Source organism: Jannaschia seohaensis (assembly GCF_900116765.1).
In the GTDB taxonomy this organism is placed as follows: Bacteria; Pseudomonadota; Alphaproteobacteria; order Rhodobacterales; family Rhodobacteraceae; genus Jannaschia; species Jannaschia seohaensis.
This window is the reverse complement of sequence record NZ_UETC01000010.1, coordinates 1-21,219: the sequence shown is the minus strand read 5'-3', so window position 1 is coordinate 21,219 and position 21,219 is coordinate 1. Positions and strand designations below refer to the sequence as shown.

Annotated in this window: 20 protein-coding genes; 9 read left to right on the top strand and 11 right to left on the bottom strand. The window is 69.6% G+C overall.

The genetic code is table 11. From position 1 onward, the window contains the following. A complete protein-coding gene (gene gspD, locus DTQ71_RS16975; protein ID WP_245947630.1) occupies nucleotides 1–2,046 on the bottom strand; it encodes a type II secretion system secretin GspD in 2,046 nt (681 codons plus the stop codon). Nucleotides 2,047–2,088: 42 nt separating this feature from the next. After that, complete coding sequence (locus DTQ71_RS23585) at nucleotides 2,089–2,562, bottom strand: hypothetical protein (protein WP_170125473.1); 474 nt, start codon at nucleotides 2,560–2,562, stop codon at nucleotides 2,089–2,091. 99 nt (nucleotides 2,563–2,661) lie between these two features. Here DTQ71_RS23585 and DTQ71_RS16960 point away from each other — a divergent pair, with 99 nt between their 5' ends. After that, nucleotides 2,662–3,183, top strand: coding sequence for an outer membrane protein assembly factor BamD (locus DTQ71_RS16960; RefSeq protein WP_109565495.1), 522 nt, complete (start codon nucleotides 2,662–2,664; stop codon nucleotides 3,181–3,183). 13 nt (nucleotides 3,184–3,196) lie between these two features. Here the strand turns inward: DTQ71_RS16960 and gspM are convergent, their stop codons facing one another. The 7 genes from gspM to gspG all read right to left on the bottom strand — a co-directional run bounded on the left by gspM (nucleotide 3,197) and on the right by gspG (nucleotide 7,852). Further along, nucleotides 3,197–3,694, bottom strand: a complete 498-nt coding sequence (gene gspM, locus DTQ71_RS16955) for a type II secretion system protein GspM (protein ID WP_109565494.1) — start codon at nucleotides 3,692–3,694, stop codon at nucleotides 3,197–3,199. After that, nucleotides 3,691–4,875 (bottom strand): type II secretion system protein GspL, encoded by a 1,185-nt coding sequence (gspL, locus tag DTQ71_RS16950; protein ID WP_170125472.1) that lies wholly within the window; start codon nucleotides 4,873–4,875, stop codon nucleotides 3,691–3,693. Before gspL ends, gspM begins: the two co-directional genes overlap by 4 nt. A gap of 65 nt (nucleotides 4,876–4,940) precedes the next feature. Continuing rightward, nucleotides 4,941–5,864 carry a type II secretion system minor pseudopilin GspK gene (gene gspK / locus DTQ71_RS16945; protein WP_111785600.1) on the bottom strand — a complete coding sequence of 308 codons (924 nt, stop codon included), beginning with the start codon at nucleotides 5,862–5,864 and terminating at the stop codon, nucleotides 4,941–4,943. After that, the gene (locus DTQ71_RS16940; RefSeq protein ID WP_111785599.1) at nucleotides 5,861–6,502 is read right to left on the bottom strand and encodes a PulJ/GspJ family protein; all 642 of its coding nucleotides are present in this window, start codon (nucleotides 6,500–6,502) and stop codon (nucleotides 5,861–5,863) included. The genes gspK and DTQ71_RS16940 overlap by 4 nt, the downstream gene beginning before the upstream one ends. Next, nucleotides 6,502–6,867 (bottom strand): prepilin-type N-terminal cleavage/methylation domain-containing protein, encoded by a 366-nt coding sequence (locus tag DTQ71_RS16935; RefSeq protein WP_170125471.1) that lies wholly within the window; start codon nucleotides 6,865–6,867, stop codon nucleotides 6,502–6,504. Before DTQ71_RS16935 ends, DTQ71_RS16940 begins: the two co-directional genes overlap by 1 nt. Nucleotides 6,868–6,950: 83 nt before the next feature. Next, nucleotides 6,951–7,415, bottom strand: coding sequence for a GspH/FimT family protein (locus tag DTQ71_RS16930; protein WP_109565590.1), 465 nt, complete (start codon nucleotides 7,413–7,415; stop codon nucleotides 6,951–6,953). Further along, the gene (gene gspG, locus DTQ71_RS16925; protein ID WP_109565490.1) at nucleotides 7,400–7,852 is read right to left on the bottom strand and encodes a type II secretion system major pseudopilin GspG; all 453 of its coding nucleotides are present in this window, start codon (nucleotides 7,850–7,852) and stop codon (nucleotides 7,400–7,402) included. The genes DTQ71_RS16930 and gspG overlap by 16 nt, the downstream gene beginning before the upstream one ends. Nucleotides 7,853–7,937: 85 nt before the next feature. Between gspG and DTQ71_RS16920 the strand changes: the two genes are divergently transcribed. The 8 genes from DTQ71_RS16920 to DTQ71_RS16885 all read left to right on the top strand — a co-directional run bounded on the left by DTQ71_RS16920 (nucleotide 7,938) and on the right by DTQ71_RS16885 (nucleotide 19,019). Beyond that, on the top strand, nucleotides 7,938–8,690 hold the full coding sequence (locus DTQ71_RS16920; RefSeq protein ID WP_109565489.1) for a prepilin peptidase: 753 nt from the start codon (nucleotides 7,938–7,940) through the stop codon (nucleotides 8,688–8,690). 53 nt (nucleotides 8,691–8,743) lie between these two features. Then, nucleotides 8,744–10,246 (top strand): tetratricopeptide repeat protein, encoded by a 1,503-nt coding sequence (locus DTQ71_RS16915; RefSeq protein ID WP_109565488.1) that lies wholly within the window; start codon nucleotides 8,744–8,746, stop codon nucleotides 10,244–10,246. After that, nucleotides 10,243–11,379, top strand: a complete 1,137-nt coding sequence (locus DTQ71_RS16910; protein WP_170125470.1) for a tetratricopeptide repeat protein — start codon at nucleotides 10,243–10,245, stop codon at nucleotides 11,377–11,379. The genes DTQ71_RS16915 and DTQ71_RS16910 overlap by 4 nt, the downstream gene beginning before the upstream one ends. Nucleotides 11,380–11,430: 51 nt before the next feature. Next, nucleotides 11,431–11,844, top strand: coding sequence for a hypothetical protein (locus DTQ71_RS16905; RefSeq protein WP_109565486.1), 414 nt, complete (start codon nucleotides 11,431–11,433; stop codon nucleotides 11,842–11,844). Between the two features lie 237 nt (nucleotides 11,845–12,081). After that, nucleotides 12,082–13,206 (top strand): tail fiber domain-containing protein, encoded by a 1,125-nt coding sequence (locus tag DTQ71_RS16900; RefSeq protein ID WP_170125469.1) that lies wholly within the window; start codon nucleotides 12,082–12,084, stop codon nucleotides 13,204–13,206. A 219-nt stretch (nucleotides 13,207–13,425) separates the two neighbouring features. Then, complete coding sequence (locus DTQ71_RS16895; protein ID WP_109565484.1) at nucleotides 13,426–14,649, top strand: tail fiber domain-containing protein; 1,224 nt, start codon at nucleotides 13,426–13,428, stop codon at nucleotides 14,647–14,649. A gap of 142 nt (nucleotides 14,650–14,791) precedes the next feature. After that, complete coding sequence (locus DTQ71_RS16890; RefSeq protein WP_109565483.1) at nucleotides 14,792–15,958, top strand: tail fiber domain-containing protein; 1,167 nt, start codon at nucleotides 14,792–14,794, stop codon at nucleotides 15,956–15,958. Nucleotides 15,959–16,007: 49 nt separating this feature from the next. Beyond that, nucleotides 16,008–19,019, top strand: coding sequence for an FG-GAP-like repeat-containing protein (locus tag DTQ71_RS16885; RefSeq protein ID WP_109565482.1), 3,012 nt, complete (start codon nucleotides 16,008–16,010; stop codon nucleotides 19,017–19,019). Nucleotides 19,020–19,023: 4 nt separating this feature from the next. On the opposite strand, the gene DTQ71_RS16880 is transcribed toward DTQ71_RS16885, so the two are convergent. Both DTQ71_RS16880 and DTQ71_RS16875 read right to left on the bottom strand, forming a co-directional pair. After that, nucleotides 19,024–20,172: a DSD1 family PLP-dependent enzyme gene (locus DTQ71_RS16880; protein ID WP_109565481.1), complete on the bottom strand. Its 1,149-nt coding sequence runs from the start codon at nucleotides 20,170–20,172 to the stop codon at nucleotides 19,024–19,026. After that, nucleotides 20,163–20,993 carry a bifunctional allantoicase/(S)-ureidoglycine aminohydrolase gene (locus DTQ71_RS16875; RefSeq protein WP_109565480.1) on the bottom strand — a complete coding sequence of 277 codons (831 nt, stop codon included), beginning with the start codon at nucleotides 20,991–20,993 and terminating at the stop codon, nucleotides 20,163–20,165. Before DTQ71_RS16875 ends, DTQ71_RS16880 begins: the two co-directional genes overlap by 10 nt. Between the last annotated feature and the right edge of the window lie 226 nt (nucleotides 20,994–21,219).

The following is a 21,219-nucleotide window of genomic DNA, read 5'->3' as shown; positions in this document are numbered from 1 at the left end:
CTAGTTCTTCTGATCGAAGCGCAGCCGGCTGGGCAAGGGGGGATAATCCCGGATCTGCGCCGCATCGTCCACGAACCCCGCATCGAAAGGTTGGTTCAGATCCGCGCCGTCGAAGGGCAGCACGACCTGTCTGGTGCGCGGAGGAATGTCGTCGCTCTCGGCCGCGATGGCAAGGCTGGCGGCCTTGGCCTCCCGTGCGATCTCGCGGGTGAGGCGAGTGCCTTCGCTCTCGGATTCGACCACGCGGGGGCGCAGCAGGATCAGAAGCACGCTCTGGCTCTGGCTGGCGTTCTTTCCACGGAAGAGCCCGCCGACCAGTGGCAGGCGCGACAGGCCCGGCACCCGCTGCGTCACCGCGCCGGAGCCGTTCTCCAACAGACCGCCAAGCAGGATCACGTTCCCGTCGCGCACCAGCACGTTGGTCGTCAGGGCACGCCGCGCCGTGATTTCGCCCCCGGTGGAGGCATTGGAGTTGGTGAGGCTCGACACCTCTTGCTCGATGGCCATCTTGACCGTTCGATCGACATTGATCTGAGGCGTGACGCGCAGGGTCAGGCCCACATCCTGGCGCTCGATGGTCTGGAACGGGTTCTCGGGCACCGCGTCTTCGCCCACCGTCGCGAAGGAGCCGGTTAGGAAGGGCACGTTCTGCGCGACGACGATCTCGGCTTCCTCGTTGTTGAGCGTCATGATCGAGGGCGTCGAAAGCAGCCGGGTGGAGTTCGAGGTGGCGATGGCGCTGATCAGCCCGACGATCCCGTCCCCGCCGGTCCGGCGTCCGACGCCGAACGTGCCGCCGGAGCCGGGCGAGATCGGGGCGTCGTTTGCCACGGCGGCGACGAGGTTCGTCAGGCTCGGCCGCCCGGTCAGCGCGAACTCGACCCCGCCGACGATGGCATCGTCGAGCAGCCCGGCGAACTGGACCGAGAGATCCGAGAACCCTTCGACCGACATCTCGAAGATCACCGCCTCGACCAGCACCTGGGACGGGCGGCGGTCGAGGAATTGGACCATCTCGGCGATGTCGTCGATCCGGTCCTGGGGCGCGGTGATGAGCAGCGCGTTGGTCTGCGGCTCGGGGACGATGCGGATTTCACCCTGGGGGCTGGCGCTATCTGCGGTCTGGTTGCTGATCGCGCGCAGCACCACATCGGCGAGGGCCGCCGCATCCGCGTAGCTCAACTCGATGGCGGTCGAGACCACATTGCTCTGCTGGGTGTCGAGCCGGGCAGCGAGGCGGCGCAGCTGCTGGCGCAGATCCTCCGGTCCCGTCACCACCAGCGCGTTGGAGCGGCGGTCGACCGAGACGGCGGCGCCCGGCGGCACGATGTCCATCGACTGGATCACGTCGAGCACGTCGCGCGCATCGGCATTGCGCAGGCGGATCATCTCGATGGGTCGGTCGCTCGGCCGGTCGAGCCGTTCGATCAGATCGGCGATCCGCCCGAAATTGCGCCCCCGATCCGACAGGATCAGCAGGTTTGACCGCGGGACGGGCGTGATGACGGCCTCGGCGGGCAGCAGGGGCCGCACGACCTCGATGATCTCGGAGAGCGGGACGTTGCGCACTTCGATCACGCGGGTCTGGAAGTCGCCGATCCCGCCCTGGGGCGCGCCGGAGGACAGCTCCCGCGCGACATTCATCGGCACGATCCGGTCGGCGCCGTTGCCGGTGATGAGGGTCAGGCGGTTGAGCTCCAGCACGTTCAGGAACACGTCGTAGAGGTCGGCGGCGCTCAGCTCCTGCGGGGCGAGCACGGTGACGGTGCCGCGCACGCCCGGGTCGATCAGGAAGTTGCGGCCCGTCGCCTCTGATACGATCTCGACGAAGCTGCGCAGATCCGCGTCGCGCAGGTCCAGCTGCACCTGCGCTGCCGCCTGGGGCGCGGGCAACTGCGCCACGGCCAGAACGGCCGCGATCCAGGCCGCACGGAGAATGCCCGATGTCTTCATGTCCTGCCCCGCCTCATGCCCCGGCGCGGCGGTTCCGCCGTCATTGATGGGGCCAGTCGCGGCCAGCCTAGTCGAGACGGCGCAAGATTCCATCCCCGGGGACGACGGCGGACCGGTTTGTGTGGCGTGCAGGGTTCAGTCCAGAAAGCCCAAAAGCTCCGGCGCACCGCCATCGGTCGAGATCCAGAGCCCCGCCGCCTCGATCCGCGCGACGACGCGCCCCTCCTCCAGGCTGTCGCCCACGCGGAGAAGCCTCTGGCCGGTCGGATGAGACACGAGCCCCCAGGCGTCGTCTCCCGCCGCCACCAGCCCCTTCAGCTCATAGCCCATCGCCGAGAGCGGCGGGCGCGGCGGCGCGGGCGGCTGAGGCTCGGCGGCGGCCATGGGCGGGGGTGGCGGCGCCGGGGGCGCGGGCGGCGCGGGTTCTCCGAAAAGCGCGGGCCAGACCATGGGCGCGGCCGGGGCCGGGGCCGCGACGTCAGCCGCGGGCGTGGCAGCCGCCGGGAGCACCTGCGCGTCCGGCTCGGACAACACCTCGCCCAGCTCGACACCGGCGAGTGCCGTCGCGCCGAGCGCAACGAGTGTTATGAAAGCCGCAGCCAGGCGCATGAATTGTCCCGTCCGGTCCCGTTTCCGCGATCCGTGCTTGGTCCCGCCGGATCGCCGTCTGTATCATAACAGCAAAATAGAGGAAAAAACGAGCGGAACATGAAGGCAGGACGCGTAACGGGCGCCGTTGGAGCGGCCCTTCTTCTCATCGCCACGGCGAGTTGCACACCGACCGAGGGACGCCTGGCCGAGGGCGCCTTTCAGGCCCAATACATGAGCGCCCGCACGGCGCTGGAGACGGGCGATTACGACCGGGCCGAGACGCTCTATCGGCGGCTGATGCCCAAGGCGGGGCCGCTGGGGGACAGGATACGGCTCGAATATTCCCATACGGTGCTGCGCGCGGGCGACTTCGCGGCGGCGGCCGACATGGCGGATCGTGTGGCCTCGGACACGACGGGCGACGCGCGGGCGGCCGCGCTGGCGGTGCGGGGCACGGCGCATCACGAAATGGCGCTGGCCATCCTGGGTGCGGGCGATCCCGCCGCCGGGGCGGCGCGCCTCACCGAAGCCCGGGCCGCCCTGCGCGAGGTGCTCCGCGACCATCCCGAGATGGACCCGCTCGGCTCGCTCGCGGGACGGGTCGCGGCCATCGACGCGCGGCTTGCCGCGATGGAGTGACGGGCCCTGGGGGCTAGTCTTGCGGCGGGGCCAGAATCAGACTGGCCGCGACCATGCCCGGACGGTCCAGCGCCTCCAGCCGGAAGGCGGCGATCTCGTAGCCCCAATGCGGATCCGTGTCGCTGAGCCAGCGCGCAAAGCGCTCGAACCCCACCACGTCGAACCGCAGTTGAACCCGTCCCTGCGCATCGGCGCTGAGCTGGCTGATCGCACCGCGCAGACCGGCGGCAATCAGGCGCTGTTCGATCCCCCCGGTCCCGATCGGTTCGGCCGCCGCGCGCGGCGCACGAGCCGGACCCAACGCCGCCATCTCGGCGGCCCGCTCCCGCACCCAGACCTGCAGCGCGACCGCCTCGACCCGCGCCGCCCGCGCGGCCTGCGCCCGCTCCTCCAACGGCAGGAGCACGCCGAAACCCAGCCCGAGAGGCAGCGCGACCAGCACCAGAATGGCCAGGCCCACCCGTTCCCGCCCCGACAGGGCTAGCAAGGCGTCGATCAACCTGGCGCTCATCGCGGCCCCTCCCCGGCGCGCAGGCGCAGCTCGGTGCGGACGCCGGCCACGCCGTCACGGGCGCTCGTATCCACGGGCTCCACTTGCAAGCCATCGTCGCGGAGCGCCTGGGCAAGGGCCTCGGCTTCGGCGAAATCCGCGACCTCGGCGGCGACGACCAGAACCCCGTCTTCGGTATAGCGCAGCGACTCGGGCCGCGCGCCGCGCGCAGCCAGCACGATCGCGGCGCGGTTCAGCAGGGCCAGGGGCGCGGCGGCCTCGGGGCCCGTCTCGGTGGCCGCGCGCCGCTCGGCCAAGGCGCGACTGACCTGAATCCGCACGTCCAGAATCGGCCCCGTGGGCACGAAACTCTCCCGCACGAGGGCCGTCGTCTCGGCGGTCAGCCGGGCGGTTTCCGCCTCAAGCCGCTGATACAGAAGGATCTGCGACGCGGCCCAAAGCCCCGCAGCCAACAGGCCGAGCACCATCGGCCAGCGCCAGACCAGCACGCGCCGCGCGAGACGGCTGCGCGCGACCTGCGGGTCGCGGCGCAGGTCCAGCGCCTCTTCCCCATGCGCCAGAAGGGCGGGCGCGGGCAGGCCGCGCGCGGCGATGGCGGCCGGCGAGGTCTCGACCGGGATCCCGCGCGCGGTAGCCAGGGCCGTCAGGCGCGACAGGCCGGGTCCCAGGGCAAGGACGGCCGAAGGCAGCGGCGACACGTCCCTCAGCGCGCGCTCGAAAAGCGCCAGCGCGACCTCGTCCGAGCCGCCGAATCCGTCCCAAGGCCCCAGCCGGACGGCAAGCCCGGACGGCCCCCGCGTCACCGTCCAGACCCCCGGGGCCGTGGGCAGCGCGAGGTAATCCGGCAGGACGGCGCGTCCCCCCTGCCCCGCCTGCGCGCGCCACCCGTCCACATGCGCGCGCGCCGCGACCAGAACCCGCGTCCAGGCGGCGCCGTCGCCTTCGGGGAAGGGGCGCATCTCGATCCGATCCGCTCCCGGCCCCAGCCGGTCGCGGAGTTGTCGGCGGGCCACCTGCTCCCGCGCCTGGCCCCGCAATTTCGGCGGAAGATCCAGCGTCAGAACGGCGACCTCCGCCCCAGGCACGAGCAGGATCTGCCGCCGGCCCAGCGCTGCGGTCGCCGCCTCCGCATGGACGAAATCGGGCGAAAGGCCGAAGAAGGGATCGGTCTGGTCGGTCACGGCTCCGTCCGGCTGGCCTCGGGGGAGCATGACGCCCGCGGCGTCCGGGTTCAATGCCCCCGCCCTCACCGCGGCGCCTCGAAGCGGGTGACGCGCCAGGCGATCTCGGGCGGAAAGCCCGGGCGCCTGCGTTCTAGCACGGTGCGCCGTTCGGCGGACCGGTCCTCCAGGCGCGCGACGCCCTGGGCAAGGAACATCGTCGACGACACGGCAAAGCCCGCCGGATCCACGGCGCCTTCGATCTCCGGGTCGATCGGAAGCCCGAGCGCGGCAAAGAACGCCTCGACCGAGGCGAAAGGCTCGGTCCGGCGGCGCGCGGCGATGCGGTCGATCAGAGCGGGTGCGACCTGCGGGAACAGCACCTCCAGCAGGAGCGGCTCGGCCGTGTTCACGTTCACCGGCCCGCCGCTGGGCAGCACGGTGACATAGGGGCGGAGACGGTCCAGCGACTCGGCGTCTAGCTCCGGCAGGGTGGCCAGCTGGTCCAGCAGCACGAGGCTGCCGCCGGTGGGATAGACGGGCGGCTCCAGCCGCGCATAGACTGCGCTATTGGACGGGCCGGCAGGCGAGAGGAAGGCCTGCACCGCGTCGGCCTGGAGCGGCGAGAGGGCGAGCCGCGCGAAGAGGCGGCGCAGCACTTCGGGCGCCTCGGTATCGTCTGGCGCGGCGAGGCGGTTCAGGTCGAACCGCCCCTGCATGTCCTCGATCCCGCCCGAGACGGTGCCTTGCGCCAAGGGCGCCTCCGCGACCGGCTGCGCCCAACTGTCGCGGGGCGTGTCGAGCGCCCCCTCGCTGCGGTCGGCTTGCAGACGTGCGCGGGCCAGCGCCTCGAAGGCGTCGAGATTGGCGGTCAGAACCCGCGCCTCGCGGGCGGCGTCGAGGCGCATGCGGCTGCTCTCGGCGCGCGACAGCAGCAGGACGGCGGCGGCGGACATGGCCGCCACCAGGATCAGCGCGTTGATGAGGACAAAGCCCGCGTCGCGCCTCATCGCAAGCGCTCCACGACGCGTAAGGTTCCGTGGCGCGGGCTTTCGATGACGATCTCGACCGCCAGCGGCAGATCCGCGGCGAGGAAGGCCGGGGCGGGTCCGCTGTTGTCCCCGTCCCGTTCGGGCGGGGGTGGGGCGCCAGCCAGCGGCGGCGCCGCGCCCTCGACCCAGCCGACCTCCGGCCAGAAAGTCCGCAGCCGCAGCGCCGTGACATCGGCCAGAACCGCCGCCTCCGGGCCGCGCTGCGCGGCCTCGGCCGGGACCAGGGTCGGCCAGGCCGCGCGGGTCAGCACACCATCGGGGCGCAGCCCCCATTCCGCGCGGCGGCGGTCGGTGTGGGACGGGCTGAGCGCCGCCTGTCCCGCGAGCGACAGCCCGATGACGCCCCGGACCAGATCAACGGGCGCGCGCGGACCGCCTTCGGGCGCGGAGAAGGCGATGGGCACGAGATGCTCCAGATCCCCCCGGATCAGCGCGACGGCGAGGGCGATCTCGCCCGTTCCCTCGTCGATCTCGGTGAGCCGCTCCGACAGGCGCAGGGTTCCGGTCAGCGCCTGCAAGCCCATCACGGCGACGAGCGAGAAGAGCGCCATCGCGACGACCAACTCGATCAGCGTCAGGCCCGCATCCCGCCGCATCACGGCAGGCCGGGCAGAAGATAGGCGACCGCCTGCGCGCCTGCGCCGCCCGGGATGCGGGCGGTCACGGTCGCCTCGATCAGACCGCCTGCCGTGGGCAGCCGCGTCACCTCCAGCAGGATATCCCGGCCGCCGAGCCGCACCCGGTCGGGCAGCGCGCCCGCCCCGGGCAGGCCCAGAATCTCGGCTCGGTTGTCGGCGGCCAGCTGCGCCAGCGTCCGCTCCTGCGCGCCGCCGATGGACAGGCGCGCCTGATCGGCGGCGCGCAAGGCGGCGAGGCTGGCGAGCGACAGAATCAGCACGGCAACGGCCAGTTCCAGCAGGGTCAGGCCGGCGTCGCTCCCTAGCCGCTGCCGCCGCGTCATGCCGTCTGCCCGAAGCGGGCCGCCCTCTTCGCCGCGCATAGGACGCCTGGGCCCCCAAAAGCGCCGGGGATCGGCGGCGCGCACTAGCCCGCGTCGCATCTCATCGGCCCGGCCCCATCGCCGCGGCAACGGGCGCGGCGGCCCGTGGGTTGCGGGGCGAAGGCGATCTCGAATGCGGTGCCGCTCCCGTCCGGCAGAAAGACCAGATGAGGCACAGCCGGCCCCGGCCGGGGCGTCTCCAGCCGCAGCAATACGTCGTCGCGCCAGCGCAAGCCCCGCTCGGAGGGCTGCCAGGCCCCGTCGACCCAGGCCGCCCGGCGCAGCTCCGTCGCCGTGACGAACAGGCCCTCGGGCTGGCGGCCGATCACGGCGCTGGCGCGAGCCACCTCGACCAGGCGCGCGAAGCGCTGCGCGTCGGCCGTGGCCCCGTCGCTGCCGCGCCCGACCGCCAGCCCCGCACCAACGGCGACGACCGACAGAACGGCGACGACGACGACCAGTTCGATCAGCGAGAAGCCGGCCTCGCGCCCGGTCACTCCGCCGCCCATGACCCAAGATCCGCGTTCGCGCCTGTCCCGCCGGTCACACCGTCCGCACCGTAGGTGAACACGTCGTAGGGGCCCCGCACGCCGGGGAAGAGGTATTGGTAAGGTGTGCCCCAGGGATCGACCGGCAAACGATCGAGATAGCCGCTGGCGGCGTAATTCGGGGGAATCGGGTCGGTGCTCGGGCGGGTGACCAGGGCGGAAAGCCCTTGCTCCGTCGTCGGATAGCGCAGGTTGTCCAGGCGGTAGAGCTCCAGGGCGCTGGAGATGGCGGCGATGTCCGATTGCGCCCGGGCGGCGCGCGCCTGATCAGGCCGGTCGATCACGCGCGGCACGATGACCAGGGCCAGGATCGACAGGATGACCACCACGACCATCAGTTCGAGCAAGGAAAACCCGGCATCGCGGGACGGTCGGGCGTGGCGCATCGGGTCGGTCATTCGGGGCGGCTCCGCAGGTGCGGGTAAAGGATAGGGCGCGGTCTTCGGACTTGTCCATCGCGTCCGCCCGGGCGAGGCACGGGGGATGCAAGCCGATGTCTTCCTCGCAACGCTGTTGATCCTGGCTGGCCCTGCCATCGGATCTTTTCTGGCGGTGTTGGTGGACCGGCTGCCCCGCGGCGAGGACGTGGTCGCGGCGCGCTCGCGCTGCCGCGCCTGCGGCACCGTCCTGAGCGGGCGGGATCTGGTGCCGATCCTGTCCTATCTCGCGGCGCGAGGGCGATGCCGTCACTGCGGCGCGGCGATCCCGGGCACGACGCTTCTGCTGGAGATCGGGGCGCTAGGGGTCGCGGGGCTGGCCGTGCTCGCCGGAGGAGGGGCCGCGCAGATGGGGCTCTCGGCGCTCTGGCTCTGGCTACTGCTGGCGTTGGCGGCGGCCGATCTCACCTGGATGCGCCTGCCCGACCCGCTGACCGCGCTGCTGCTGGTGGTGGCGCTGGGCATCGCGCTGCTGCCTGGCGGGCTGGGCCTTGGCCCGGCCTTGCTCGGGGCGCTGCTGGGAAGCGGGGCGTTCCTCGCGCTCCGAGCCGGCTATGCCCGCCTGCGGGGGCGCGAGGGGCTCGGCCTGGGGGACGTGAAGCTGATGGCGGGGCTCGGCGCCTTCTCCGGCCCGCTCGATTTGCCGCTGCTGACGCTAATCGGGGCCGCGCTGGCCCTGGCGGCCGTGCTACTGACGCGCGGGCCGCTGGAGGGGACACGGCCCCTGCCCTTCGGCGCCGCGCTTTGTGCGGCCGGGTCGCTTCTTTGGCTTTTGCGGGCGGGGGGCCTTGCGATCTGAGCGAGAATGCGGGTTCATGAAGCCCCGCTTCCAGACCGACCGGACCCGTTTTCATGCCCCGTCTTTCCCTGCCCGCCTTGCTGGCCTTGTGGCTGGCGGCGCCGGTTTCGGCGCAGACCCTTCCCTCCGAGATCGCGGACATGCTGACCCGCGGAGACTTCGCCGGGGCGCGCGCGGCGCTGGCCCCCTTGGCCGAGAGCGGGGACGACCCGGGCGTCATGTTCCGCTTCGGCGCCCTGCTCTACCAGGGCCAGGGTGGCGCGCTGCAACGGGAGGAGGGTCTGCAATGGATCGCTCGCGCGGCCGACGCCGGGTCGGAGCCCGCCGCGACCACGCTGGCCCGGATCCTGCTGACCGGACCAAGCGCCGGCGTGGCCCGCGACCCCGCGCGGGCCGCCGCGATCCTGGCCCCCGTGGCCGAGGCCGGTGGGACCGAAGCCGCCTATTATCTGGGCCTGCTCTATCTCGGTGGAACCGGCGTCGAGGCCGACCGGGCGCGGGCGCTGGAGTTGCTGACCGGCGCGGCGGAGGGGGGCTATGCGCCCGCCGCCCTGGAGTTGGGGCGCATCTTCAGCGAAGGGCCGGACGCCGATCCGGCGGAAGCCGAGCGCTGGCTGCGGCGGGCGGCCGATGCCGGGCTCCCCGAAGCGCAGACCCGCCTGGGCCTCGCTCTGATCGAGGGAACGCCGGAGGAGGGCATGCGCTGGCTGCGCCGCGCGGCCGATGCGGGCGGCGTCGTGGCGCAGCGGGAACTCGGGACGCGTCTGCTGATGGGCCGCGAGGACACGCCCCCCAACCCCACCGAGGCGATCCGATGGCTGACCTCCGCCGCAGAGGCGGGGGATCGCAGCGCGATGCAGAACCTCGCGCTGGCCTATGGCGGGTTTCAGGATGCCCCCCGGAACGACGCGCTGGCGGTGCAATGGTACTCCCGCGCCTCCGATGCCGGGCTGGCCCGCGCGACCTATGCGCTCGCGAATTACGTCGAGGCCGGGCGCGGGGTGGAAGCGGATCTCAAGACCGCCGCGCAGCTCTATCGCACGGCCTTCGAGCAGGGAGACCCGCGCGGGGCGATCCGGCTCGGCGTGCTGACCGGCCAAGGCGCGCTCGATGCCTGGGTGCCGCCGCATCTCGCGGTGGACTGGACGCTGATGGCGGCGCGGGACGGCGATGCGGGCGCGCGCGCCTGGCTCGACCGGCAGGCCGAGGACGGCCTGCGCCCGGCGCAGACGGCCTATGCGCGCCTGCTGCGGGAGGACGGCACGCCCGAGCGCGCGGTGCCACTGCTGACGGCGGCGGCCGAGGCCGGGGACGTGGCCGCGCAGCATCTGCTGGCGCTCGCCTTTTCCCGCGGGGAAGGCGTCGAGATCGACTATGTGGCCGCGCATAAATGGCTGAACGTCGCCGCCACGAGCGGCCATGCGGAGGCGGCCCAGCTGCGCGAGACGCTCGGGGCGCTGATGACGCCCGAGCAGGTCGCCGAGGCGCAGGCGGCCGCCCGCGTGTTCTTCCAGACGGCCGCCCCGCCCGAGGGGCTGAGCGGGGCCTCGCAATGATCCGTGCGGCGCTCTGCCTCGCCGCCCTTTCGATCGGAGGCGCGGCCCTGGCGCAAGGCAGCCTGTCGGAGTTGGAGCGGGCCGCGGACGAGGGGGTTCCCGCCGCCCAGCGTGCCTTGGCCGAGCGGCTGCTGAGCGGCGACGGTCTGCTGCCCAATTATGCCCGCGCCGCCGAGTTGCTCCGCGCCGCGGCCGCCGCGGGCGATCCGGCGGCGCAGAACCGCCTCGGACAGATGCTGCATGACGGGCTTGGCGTCCCGCAGGACCGGGCGGCGGCGCTGCGCTGGTTTGCCTCCGCCGCCGAGGCGGGCCAGCCGGAGCATCTGCACGATTACGCGACCGTGCTGGAGGCAGACGACCCCGCCCGCGCGGCGGAGCTTTATGCGCGCGCCGCCGAGACTGGTCACGTCCCCTCGATGACCAGCCTTGGCGTATTGCTCCAGGACGGGCGCGGCGTGGCCCAGGATCCCGCGGCGGCCCGTCTGCGCTATGAGGCCGCCTCGGCCGCCGGGGACATGCGCGCGACGAACAATCTGGGACTGCTCTATGTCCGTGGCGACGGCGTCGCGCAGGACTACGCCAAGGCGTTCGCGCTGTTCACCGAAGCCGCCGAGGCCGGGTCGCGCCAGGCCATGACCAATCTCGGCGTGATGTATGAGAACGGGTTCGGCACCGCCGTCGACGAGGCCCGCGCGGCGGAGCTCTACCGGATGGGCGCCGCCGGCCCGGTCGCCGGGTCCGATCCGGGCCTCACGCGGGATCCGCGCCTGCTGCCGGTTCTGCCGGACGCGCTGGACAGCCTCCGGCAGAGCGCCCAGGCCGGGGACCCGATCGCCGAATATCAGCTTGCGCTCCTGCTGGCGGAGCAAGGCGACTTCGCGGCGCTGCGAGAGGCCGCGACGCTGTTCCGCGCCGCCGCCGAGGCCGGGCATGGGCCGTCGATGGCAAATCTCGGGCGCCTCTATTTCCTTGGGCTCGGCGTTCCGCAGGACTTCGTGCTGGGGCAGATGTGGCTGCTTCTGGCGCAGCGGGCGGGGACCGACACGGCCGCGCTGGCCCTGGCCTTCGGCAAGCGGCCCACGAACGAGCAGATCGCCGAGGCCCAGTCGCGCGCGATGGCGCGGCTGGAGTGAGCGGCCGAAGCGTGCTCAGATGAGACGACCCGAAGACGAGAGGAGAGACCGATGAGACATGCCGTGACCCTCGCCGCCGTTCTGGCCCTGGGGCTCGTCGCGCCCGCCGCCGCGCAAGCGCCGCAGCCGGTGCAGCAGAACAACTCGAACGCGATCTGGTTCGAGAACTGGATCGGTCTGAGAAACGCCCAGATGCGGATCGTCGCCCCCGACGGGACCTATCACCTGGTGGAGGCCGAGTCTGGAACGCCGGTCTTCCAACTCACCGGCACGGAGGTGCTGGACGGCGTCTGGCGCTACGAGTTGAGTGCGGCCACCGACAAGGAAGAGAAGATCAAGAACCCGATCGATAACGGGCGGGGAGAGAACGCGCGCGATACCATCGCCGTCCCGTTCTACACCAGCGGGCAATTCGTCGTCTCGCGCGGCGTGATCGTGCAGCCGGAGACGATCGTCGAGGAGTGACCGGACATCGCGGCCCGGGCGGCGACTCGCCCGGACCGGCTATATCCGAGGCGAGAATATCTTGAGTGTGAATAAAAATTAACTTACGGTAACCTTCATAAGTCGGCCAGTTTGCGCCGGTCCTCGGCGCCTCGGTTCCCTTCCGCATGAGGCTCAACCGCCATGTCTACTCGCTCATTCAACAGAAGCCTCCTGAACGCCGCCGCGTTGTCACTGATCGTTCTTCCCTCGAGTGCTATGGCGGACCAGGTCATCAACGACGACTTGATCGTCGACGGGAGCCTCTGTGTGGGCTTCGACTGCGCCAACGGCGTCAGCTTCGGCTTCGACACGCAGATCCTGAAGGAAAACAACCTGCGGATCTTCTTCGACGACACGTCGACCGCTGGCAGCTTCCCGAGCAATGACTGGCGCCTCGTCGCGAACGACTCGGCTAACGGCGGCGCAAGCTTCCTCGCCATCGAGGACGCGACAGCCGGGAGACGTCCATTCATCGTCGAAGCCGGGGCGCGAGCGAATGCGCTGGTGGTCGAGTCGGACGGCGATGTCGGGATCGGCACGGCCAACCCGGTCGTCGAGTTGCACGCCGTTCGCGGGGATACCCCGACCCTGCGTCTCGAGCAGGACGGCTCGAGCGGCTTCACCCCCCAGACCTGGGACCTCGCCGGGAACGAGACGAACTTCTTTGTGCGCGACGTCACGAATGGGTCGAAGCTGCCGTTCAGGATTTTCCCGGACGCCCCGAGCAACATGCTGACGATCCGTGACGGCAATGTCGGCGTCGGCTTAGCGAGCCCGACGGCGAAGCTTCACGTCGAGGATACCACGGATAACGGGCCCCAGCAGATGCTCCGGCTGGAGAACCAGGGCGCGCCGCAGATCTACATGATCAACAACAAGAACGGCAACGACTGGTTGTTCAGCGCCGGGGCCAGCATGCTGCTGTCCCCGACCGACAACGCGGCGGACGCGGTGTTCGATCTGGCCTCCAACGGCAACCTGACCATTGACGGCACACTGACCGAATCGTCTGACAAGAACCGCAAGACGGCGATCGAGCCCGTGGATGCGGACAGCATCCTGGCCAAGGTCTCGACCCTGCCGGTCGCGGAATGGACCTATATCCACGACGCCGAGGAAGGCACACGCCATATCGGCCCGATGGCGCAGGACTTCCATGCGGCCTTCGGCGTCGGCGCGGATGAGACCGGGATCTCGTCGCTGGACGGGACGGGCGTTGCACTGGCCGCGATCCAGGCGCTGGTCACGCGCATCGAGTCGCTTAAAGCGAGCGACGCGGCATTGCGCGCGGATCTCGACATCGCTCTCGCGACGATCGACGCCTTGCGCGCGGCGGACTGATCCGTCCTTAGGACCCGTCACCGCCGCGGGGATCTTGCGCCCTCCTGCCTGGCGTCGTGCCGTCGCGGCGCAGATTTGCGTCCGACGGACGCGCCGCAGCATGGCGGGCCAACAAAGTCTTGAGAAAGGTAATCGCGTAACTTAGCGTCACGACACAAATCGGCCACAGCATGCCGGTACACTGCGAGCGACGTCGCATCTGCACGGGGGACCGGATGAATGCCTTTATTCACGCCTTTTGACATTTCCTATAGAAGCCGGGTCAGCGCCGCTGCGCTGGCGCTTGCGATGGTTCCGGGTGGCGCGATGGCGGCCCAGGTCATCAACGACGACTTGATCGTCATCGGAAGCCTCTGCGTCGGAGTCGACTGCACGGCTTCCGAGAGCTTCGGCTTCGACACGCAGATCCTTAAGGAAAACAACCTCCGGATCTTCTTCAACGACACATCCAGCTCCGCCAGCTTCCCCAGCAATGACTGGCGCTTCGTGGCCAACGACTCGAGTAACGGCGGCGCCAACTTCCTGGCCATCGAGGACGCGACAGCCGGAAACCGCCCGTTCGTCGTCGAGGCAGGTGCGGGCGCCAACGCGCTGATTGTCGATTCGTCAGGACAGATCGGCATGGGCACGAACAATCCAGTCGTCGAACTCCAAATCGTCGATGGCGACAGCCCTACCCTTCGTCTGGAGCAGAACGGGTCGAGCGGCTTCACCCCTCAGACCTGGGACATCGCCGGCAACGAGGCGAACTTCTTCGTCCGCGACGCGACCAATTCGTCCCAACTGCCCTTCAAGATCCTCCCGAACTCGCCAACGAACGCGCTGACAGTCAACTCGGTCGGCGTCGGAATCGGGATTCAGAACGCGTCGCAGTCGCTCGATGTGCGAGGGGCCGACGGCACGACGCAGGTGCTCGTCAAGGACACGGGGGATCAAGGCCCGGAGCAGATGCTGCGGCTTGAAAACCAGGGTGCGCCCCAACTCTACATGCTCAACACCAAGAACGGCAACGACTGGCTGTTCAGCGCCGGGGCCAGCATGCTGATGTCCCCGACCGAGAACGCGGGGGACGCGGTATTCGATTTGGCCGCCAACGGCAACCTGACCATTGACGGCACACTGACCGAATCGTCGGACAAGAACCGCAAGACGGCGATCGAGCCAGTGGACCCGGACACGATCCTCACCAAGGTGAGCCAACTGCCCGTCGCGGAATGGACCTATATCCACGACGCTGAGGAAGGCATCCGCCATATCGGCCCGATGGCCCAGGACTTCCATGCGGCCTTCGGTGTCGGCGCGGACGAGACCGGGATCTCGTCGCTGGACGGCACCGGCGTTGCGCTGGCCGCGATCCAGGCTCTGAATGCGCAAAACGCCGCGCTTCGTGCGGATCTGGACGCCGCTTTGGAGGCGATCGACGCGCTGCGCGCGGCGAACTGAGACGCTCCAGGGGCGGCCCTAGCCAAGGGCCGCCCCGTGACAATAGGATTTGCCGCATCCGGCCCCGCTCCGTAACGTCGAGACATGGGTCCGCGCCCTGCACGGGCAATGTCTTGTTTTCCGACCGTTTGGAGCGTCCAATATGCCGTTATCGCCAAGCCGAGCCAGCCTCGCCGCAACACTGATCCTTGGGGCTGGCCCTGGCTGGGCGGACTTGATCGACAGCGATACGACAATCCGCGACGCGCTCTGCGTCGGGAATGGCTGTCTCAGCACGGAGAATTTCGGGAACGACCCGCTGAGGCTCAAGGCCACGACCCTGTCGATCCATTTCGACGACACATCGGCCTCTGGCGGCAGCTTTCCGGCGAATGACTGGCGGGTCTATGCGAACGAGCCGGGTCAGAACGACCGCGACATCTTCAAGATCACCGACATGACCGGCGGGGCCGATCTGCTCCTGCTCGAAGCGGGCGCCCCGCAGAACGCCATTTATCTGGCGCGTTCCGGACGCCTCGGACTAGGCGTCTCCGCCCCTCAGGCGGACCTGCATCTGCTCAAGCCGGACACGCCCACGCTGCGCCTGGAGCAGAGCACGGCCGGGGGGTTTTCTGCCTATACCTGGGAGATCGGCGGATCGGACGGCAGCTTCTTCGTGCGCGACGCGGTCACGGGCGACATCCCGTTTTCGGTCGTGGCGGGGGCGAATGACGGCATCGCCACCTTCCGAGGCGGCCGCATGGGCGTCGGGGTCGAGTACCCCGATACCGCGCTCCACGTCGTCAGCACCGAAGGCACCGGCAATCTCAAAATGGAGGACACGGGGGGATCCGGGCCCTTGCGGATGCTCGACCTGCGCAATGACGGGGCGGTGCAGATCTATATGAACAACACCTCCAGATCGGATGCGAGCTGGCTGTTCAGCGCGGGCCAGTCGATGTGGCTCTCGCCCACCGAAAACCCGCATGACCGCGTGTTCGAACTCTCGAACACAGGTGACATCCTGATCGACGGTGTCGTGGTCGAATCCTCCGACAGGACACGCAAGACCGCGATGGAACCGGTCGATTCGGCCAAGATTCTCGCAGGTGTCGCGGCGCTCGACATCGCCGAGTGGACATATCTCCACGATGCCGAGGCAGGGACGCGCCATATCGGACCCATGGCGCAGGATTTCCATGCAAATTTCGGGCTCGGTGCCAGCGAGACGGGCATTGCGTCCCTCGACGGGAACGGTGTCGCGCTCGCGGCGATTCAAGCGCTCCTGGCACGTATTGAGGCGCTAGAGACACAACTATCGGCACGCTAAGGTCGAGCTGTCTGCGCGACCGGCGGACGTCAATCAAGAGGGCCGCTTCATGGAGCGCTTTATTCGTCACCCCTACGAGCTGCGCTTCTTCTTCGCAGCAGCGCTCGTGGTCACGCTGGCCTACCTGTTCTGGACCGGCTCGCGCTATCCGTCGCTCGACGAGAAGGCGATGATGTCGGGCGCGATCCAGCTGGAGGATCCGCTCAGCTTCGAGGCCCGCTTTGCCTTGACCGAGACGATGGGCACGCTGGAGCGGATCTTCTGGTCCACGCTCAACTGGATCGACACCAACAAGAAGGGCATGACCTTCGGCGTGCTCTTCGGCGCGGCCTTTCTGACGCTGGCGCCGCTGTTCCGGCAGCGCAGCTTCAAGGGCGGCTGGTCCAACGCCGCACTGGGTCTGGTGATCGGCACGCCTCTGGGCGTCTGCGTCAACTGCGCGGCGCCGATCGCGCGGGGGATGTATTCGTCGGGCATGCGGGCGGAGACCACATTGGCCGCGATGGTCGCCTCGCCCACGCTCAACATCGTGGTGCTGACGATGGCGTTCAGCCTGCTGCCCGCCTATATCGCGATCACCAAGATCGCGTTGAGCCTCGCCATCATCCTGATCGCGGTCCCGCTGCTTTGCCGCTTCCTGCCGCAGACCTCCCTGCCCGAGGAGGAGGTCGTCTGCCCCATGCCCCTGCCCCCCTCCGCGCCCGATACCCCGCGCGAAGGGGTGCTCGCCGCGCTTTGGGGCGTCGCCCGGTCCTATGCCGCGAACCTCTGGTATATCCTCAAGATGACCGTCCCGCTGATGCTGCTTGCCGGTTTCCTCGGCGCGATCGCGGCAACGCTGCTGCCGCAGAATCTGATCGTCGGGCTGGACTTCGCGATCTGGGCGCTGATCCTCCTCGGGGTGGTGGGCCTGTTCCTGCCCGTACCGATCGCCTTTGACGTGGTGGTGACCGGGGCGCTGCTCGGGGCGGGCTTGGCCCATGGCTATGTGATGACGCTGCTCTTCACGCTGGGGACGTTCTCCGTCTACTCCTTCTTCATCGTGGCGCAGTCGCTCGGGCGCCGCGCGGCCTTCATGCTGGCAGGCGCGGTCCTGATTCTGGGCGTCGTCGCGGGCGCGGGGGTGCAAGCCTATCATACCTGGCAGCAGGAGCGCGCGCTGGAGATGTTGCTGGGCGAGGCCGGCCATGACGGCCCGCTCTACGGCGGCGAAGGCCCGGTGCTGACCTCAGCCCCGCTCGCCCCTCCCTCGCCCGCCGCCGAGACGGGCTTCGTGAGGCAAGAGGCCTCGCGGATCGGCATCGACAAGCCGGTCGAGTTCACCATGCGCGACATGTGGCCCCCCTTTTGGGAGGGGCGCAGCCTCGCCTCGGGCGATATCGACCGGGACGGAGATCTCGACCTCGTGGTCGCCTCCACCGAGGCGGGCGTCTACATCTACGACAATGACGGCACCGGGCAGTTCACCCGCCTGCCCGCCGATCTCGGGCCGCTGACCGGGGCCTATATCTTCAACGCCGTCCTGGCCGATCTGGACGGCGACGGGCTGCTCGACCTGCTGCTCGCCAGCTATCTCGACGGGCTGCATATCTGGCCCAATGTCGGAGGCGCCTTCGGGGCCGCGCCGCCCCGGCCCATCCCCGGGACCGAGGGCGCGCCGCTCGCCATGGCGCTCAGCCTCGGCGATCCCGACCGGGACGGAGACCTCGACATCGCGGCGGGCAACTGGGCCGCCGGCTGGTATCGCCGCATTCCGGGCGAGGAATCCCGCAACCAGATCCTGTGGAACGACGGCGGCAGCTTCGAGCGCCGCACCGACCTGCCCGGCCTCCCGGGCGAGACCCTGTCGATCCTGTTCACCGATTTCGACGATGACGGGTCTCAAGACCTGCTGGTCGGCAACGATTTCGACATTCCCGACTATTTCTATCTGGGCGACGGGGCGGGCGGGTTCGAGATGCTAGGCCATGAGAGCGGCCGCATCCCCCACACCACGACGACCACGATGGCGATCAAGACCGCCGACCTGCACAATAGCGGCCGGACCGATATCTACTTCGCCCAGATCTCCGGCCGCTCCTCCGGCGTGTCCAGCCGCCTCAAGATGCAGGATCTGGAGCTCTACTGCGACGGCATCGAGGACGCCGAAGCGCGCGCCACCTGCAGCCGCAACATGGAGATCAAGACCTGGTATCGCTCCGGCAATCAGTTCGACCCGGGCTATGCCGCTCGCTGTGAGGAGATGACCGGCCGCTACGCCAGCGAATGCCGCGCCATGCTGGTCAAGGACCTGGCCATCCAGCGCCGCGACCCGTCGATCTGCGCGCTGATCGAGGCGGGCCAGCGCGTGCCCCGCGCCTATTGCGACCTGCATTTCAAGCCCGCGCGCCAGCCCAGCGAGGCCGAGATCGCGCCGACCCATCCGCAGATACTGCGCTCCAACGTGCTGCTGACGCCTGAGGGCGAGGGCTGGGCGGACGTGGCCGAGCTGCAGGGGCTCGATGTCGGCGGCTGGTCCTGGGACACGAAGGTCGGGGATTACGACCATGACGGGCTCCAGGACATCTATATCGTTAACGGCACCTGGGTCCCGAACGAGGTCTCGCCGTCCAATCTGTTCTTCCACAACCAGGGCGACGGGACCTTCGTGGAGGCCTCCGGGCCGTTCGGGCTGGAGGACTATCTGATGACGGCCGCCGCCACGCAGTTCGACATCGACGGCGATGGCGATCTCGACATCGTCACCCATCCCGTGAACGGGCCGCTCGCGGTCTTCGTGAACGCGACCCAGGCGCCCGGCCTCGCGGTCGAGCTGCGGCACGCGGGCGGTACGCCGGACGGGATCGGCGCGCGGATCGAGATGACCGACGATGCGGGCGTCACGCAGATGCGCGAGATCCAGTTGGGCGGCGGCTACATGTCCTTCGACGCGCCGCGCGCGCATTTCGCCCCGGCCGAGGGGCGGACGCTGACCGAGATGCGGGTCCATTGGCCCGACGGGACCGAGACCGTGCATGATGGCCCGTTCGAGACCGGACGGCTCTACACGGTCACGCGCTGAGCGCTCAGAACACCTTGCCGCGGGCGGAGACGGGCCAAACGGTCTCGACCCGCCCGCCGCGCAGGCCGACATACCAGTCGTGCAGGTTGCAGGTCGGGTCGCAATGGCCGGGGACCAGCCGCAGCCGGTCGTTGATCTTCAACCGGCCTTCCGGGTCCAAGACCTTCCCGTGCTCATCGGAACAGCCCAGGAAACTCAGGTCGTCGCGCCCGAAAACGACGGGCAGACCGCTGTCGATGGCGTAGCTCTTGTGGCCCGCATCGACCACGGCGCGGTCCGGTTTGACGTGGGACATGACTGAGGTGAGCACGAAAAGCGCGTTCTCCCACTCCGCGTCCAGCCGCCGGCCCTCCGCATCCTCGATCCGCCCGTAATCGGCGTCCATGAACGCGTAGGAGCCGCATTGCAGCTCGGTATAGACGCCAGAAGCGGCCTCGAAGCGGAAGCTTCCCGTCCCGCCGCCCGTCACGGTGCCGCAGGGCAGGCCCGCGTCCTTCAGCGCGTCCACCGCGGCGCGCGCTTTGGCGATCGAGGCGCGGGCGGCTTCCGCCCGGTCAGTGTGATCTTGGATGTGCTGCACGTCGCCTTGATAGGCCTGGATGCCCTCAAAACGCAGGCCCGGAGCCGCCGCGACCGCCTGGGCCAGGGCGACGGCCTCGGCGGGCTCCGTCACGCCGCAGCGGTTCGCGCCGCAATCGATCTCGACCAGACAGACCAGTTCGGTCCCCGCCGCCTGCACCGCCGCCGACAGCGCCGCGACAGTTTCCAGGTCATCCACGCAGACGCTCACCCGCGCCCCCTGCCGGGGCAGCGCCGCCAGCCGCGCGATCTTGGCGGGATGCGTGACCTCGTTGGACACCAGCACATCCGTGATGCCGCCACGGACGAAGGCCTCCGCTTCGGAGACCTTCTGACAGCAGACGCCACAGGCGCCGCCGATCTCCTGCTGGAGCTTCTGGACGTCGACCGACTTGTGCATCTTGCCATGAGTGCGCAGGGCGACCCCATGGGCGGCCGCGATCCCCGCCATGCGCCGCAGGTTCCGCTCCAAGGCGTCGAGGTCCAGGATCAGGCAGGGCGTGTGGATCTCCGCCTCCGCCATGCCCGGCAGCGCGGGGATGTCATAGCCCGGCTCCAGTCCCGTCAGGTCCATGGCGTGCCCAGTGCCGCGTGGCGGTTCACGTCCTTGTAGAGCAGATAGCGGAACGGCCCCGGCCCGCCCGCGTAGCAGGCCTGCGGGCAGAAGGCGCGCAGCCACATGAAGTCGCCCGCCTCCACCTCGACCCAATCGTCGTTGAGCCGGTAGACCGCCTTCCCTTCAAGCACATAGAGCCCATGCTCCATCACATGGGTCTCCAGGAAGGGGATCACGCCGCCAGGCTGGAAGGTGACGATGGTGACATGCATGTCATGGCCCAGATCCGCCGGATCTACGAAGCGCGTCGTGGCCCAGGCGCCGTTCGTGTCCGGCATGACCGAGGGCGTGACCTCCGCATCGGAGGTGAAGACCGCCGCGGGGACGGGGATGCCCTCGGCGGGCACATAGCGCTTGCGGATCCAGTGAAAGCGGGCGGGAACGTCGCCCTGGTTGCGCAGGGTCCAGGCAGCCCCCGGCGGCAGCCAGGCATAGCCGCCCTGCCCCAGCGCGTGCGCGGTGCCGTCCAGCGTCACCGTCACCGCGCCCTCGACCACGAAGAGCGCGGCCTGCGCCCCCGCATCCGCCTCGGGCCGGTCGGAGCCGCCGCCGGGCGCGACTTCCATCACATATTGGCTGAAGGTCTCGGCAAAGCCGGTCATTGGCCGCGCCAGAACCCAAAGCCTTGTTTCCTGCCAATGCGGCAGGACGCTGGCCGTGATGTCGCGCAGCGTGCCTTTGGGGATCACGGCATAGGCCGTCTTGAACACCGCCCGGTCTGTCAGGAGCTGGGTCTGCGGCGGGTGGCCGCCGGGCGGGGCGTAATAGGATCGGGTCATGGGGTCTCCGGGTCTCGCGACCCCACCTGACGGCATCCGCGCGCGGGCTTCAAGACGTCCCCGCACCGACGGAACCTCTCCCGCGCGCGGGTGTTTTCTCAGACCCGCCCCCTTACGGAAAGGACGCACCATGGCGGCCTTAAAGCGTCGGATCATAATTCTGGAGCATAGCCTGCGTGTCGGAGGTAGTTGCGGCATTCGTTTGGGGTGAAGGTGCGGCAGATCG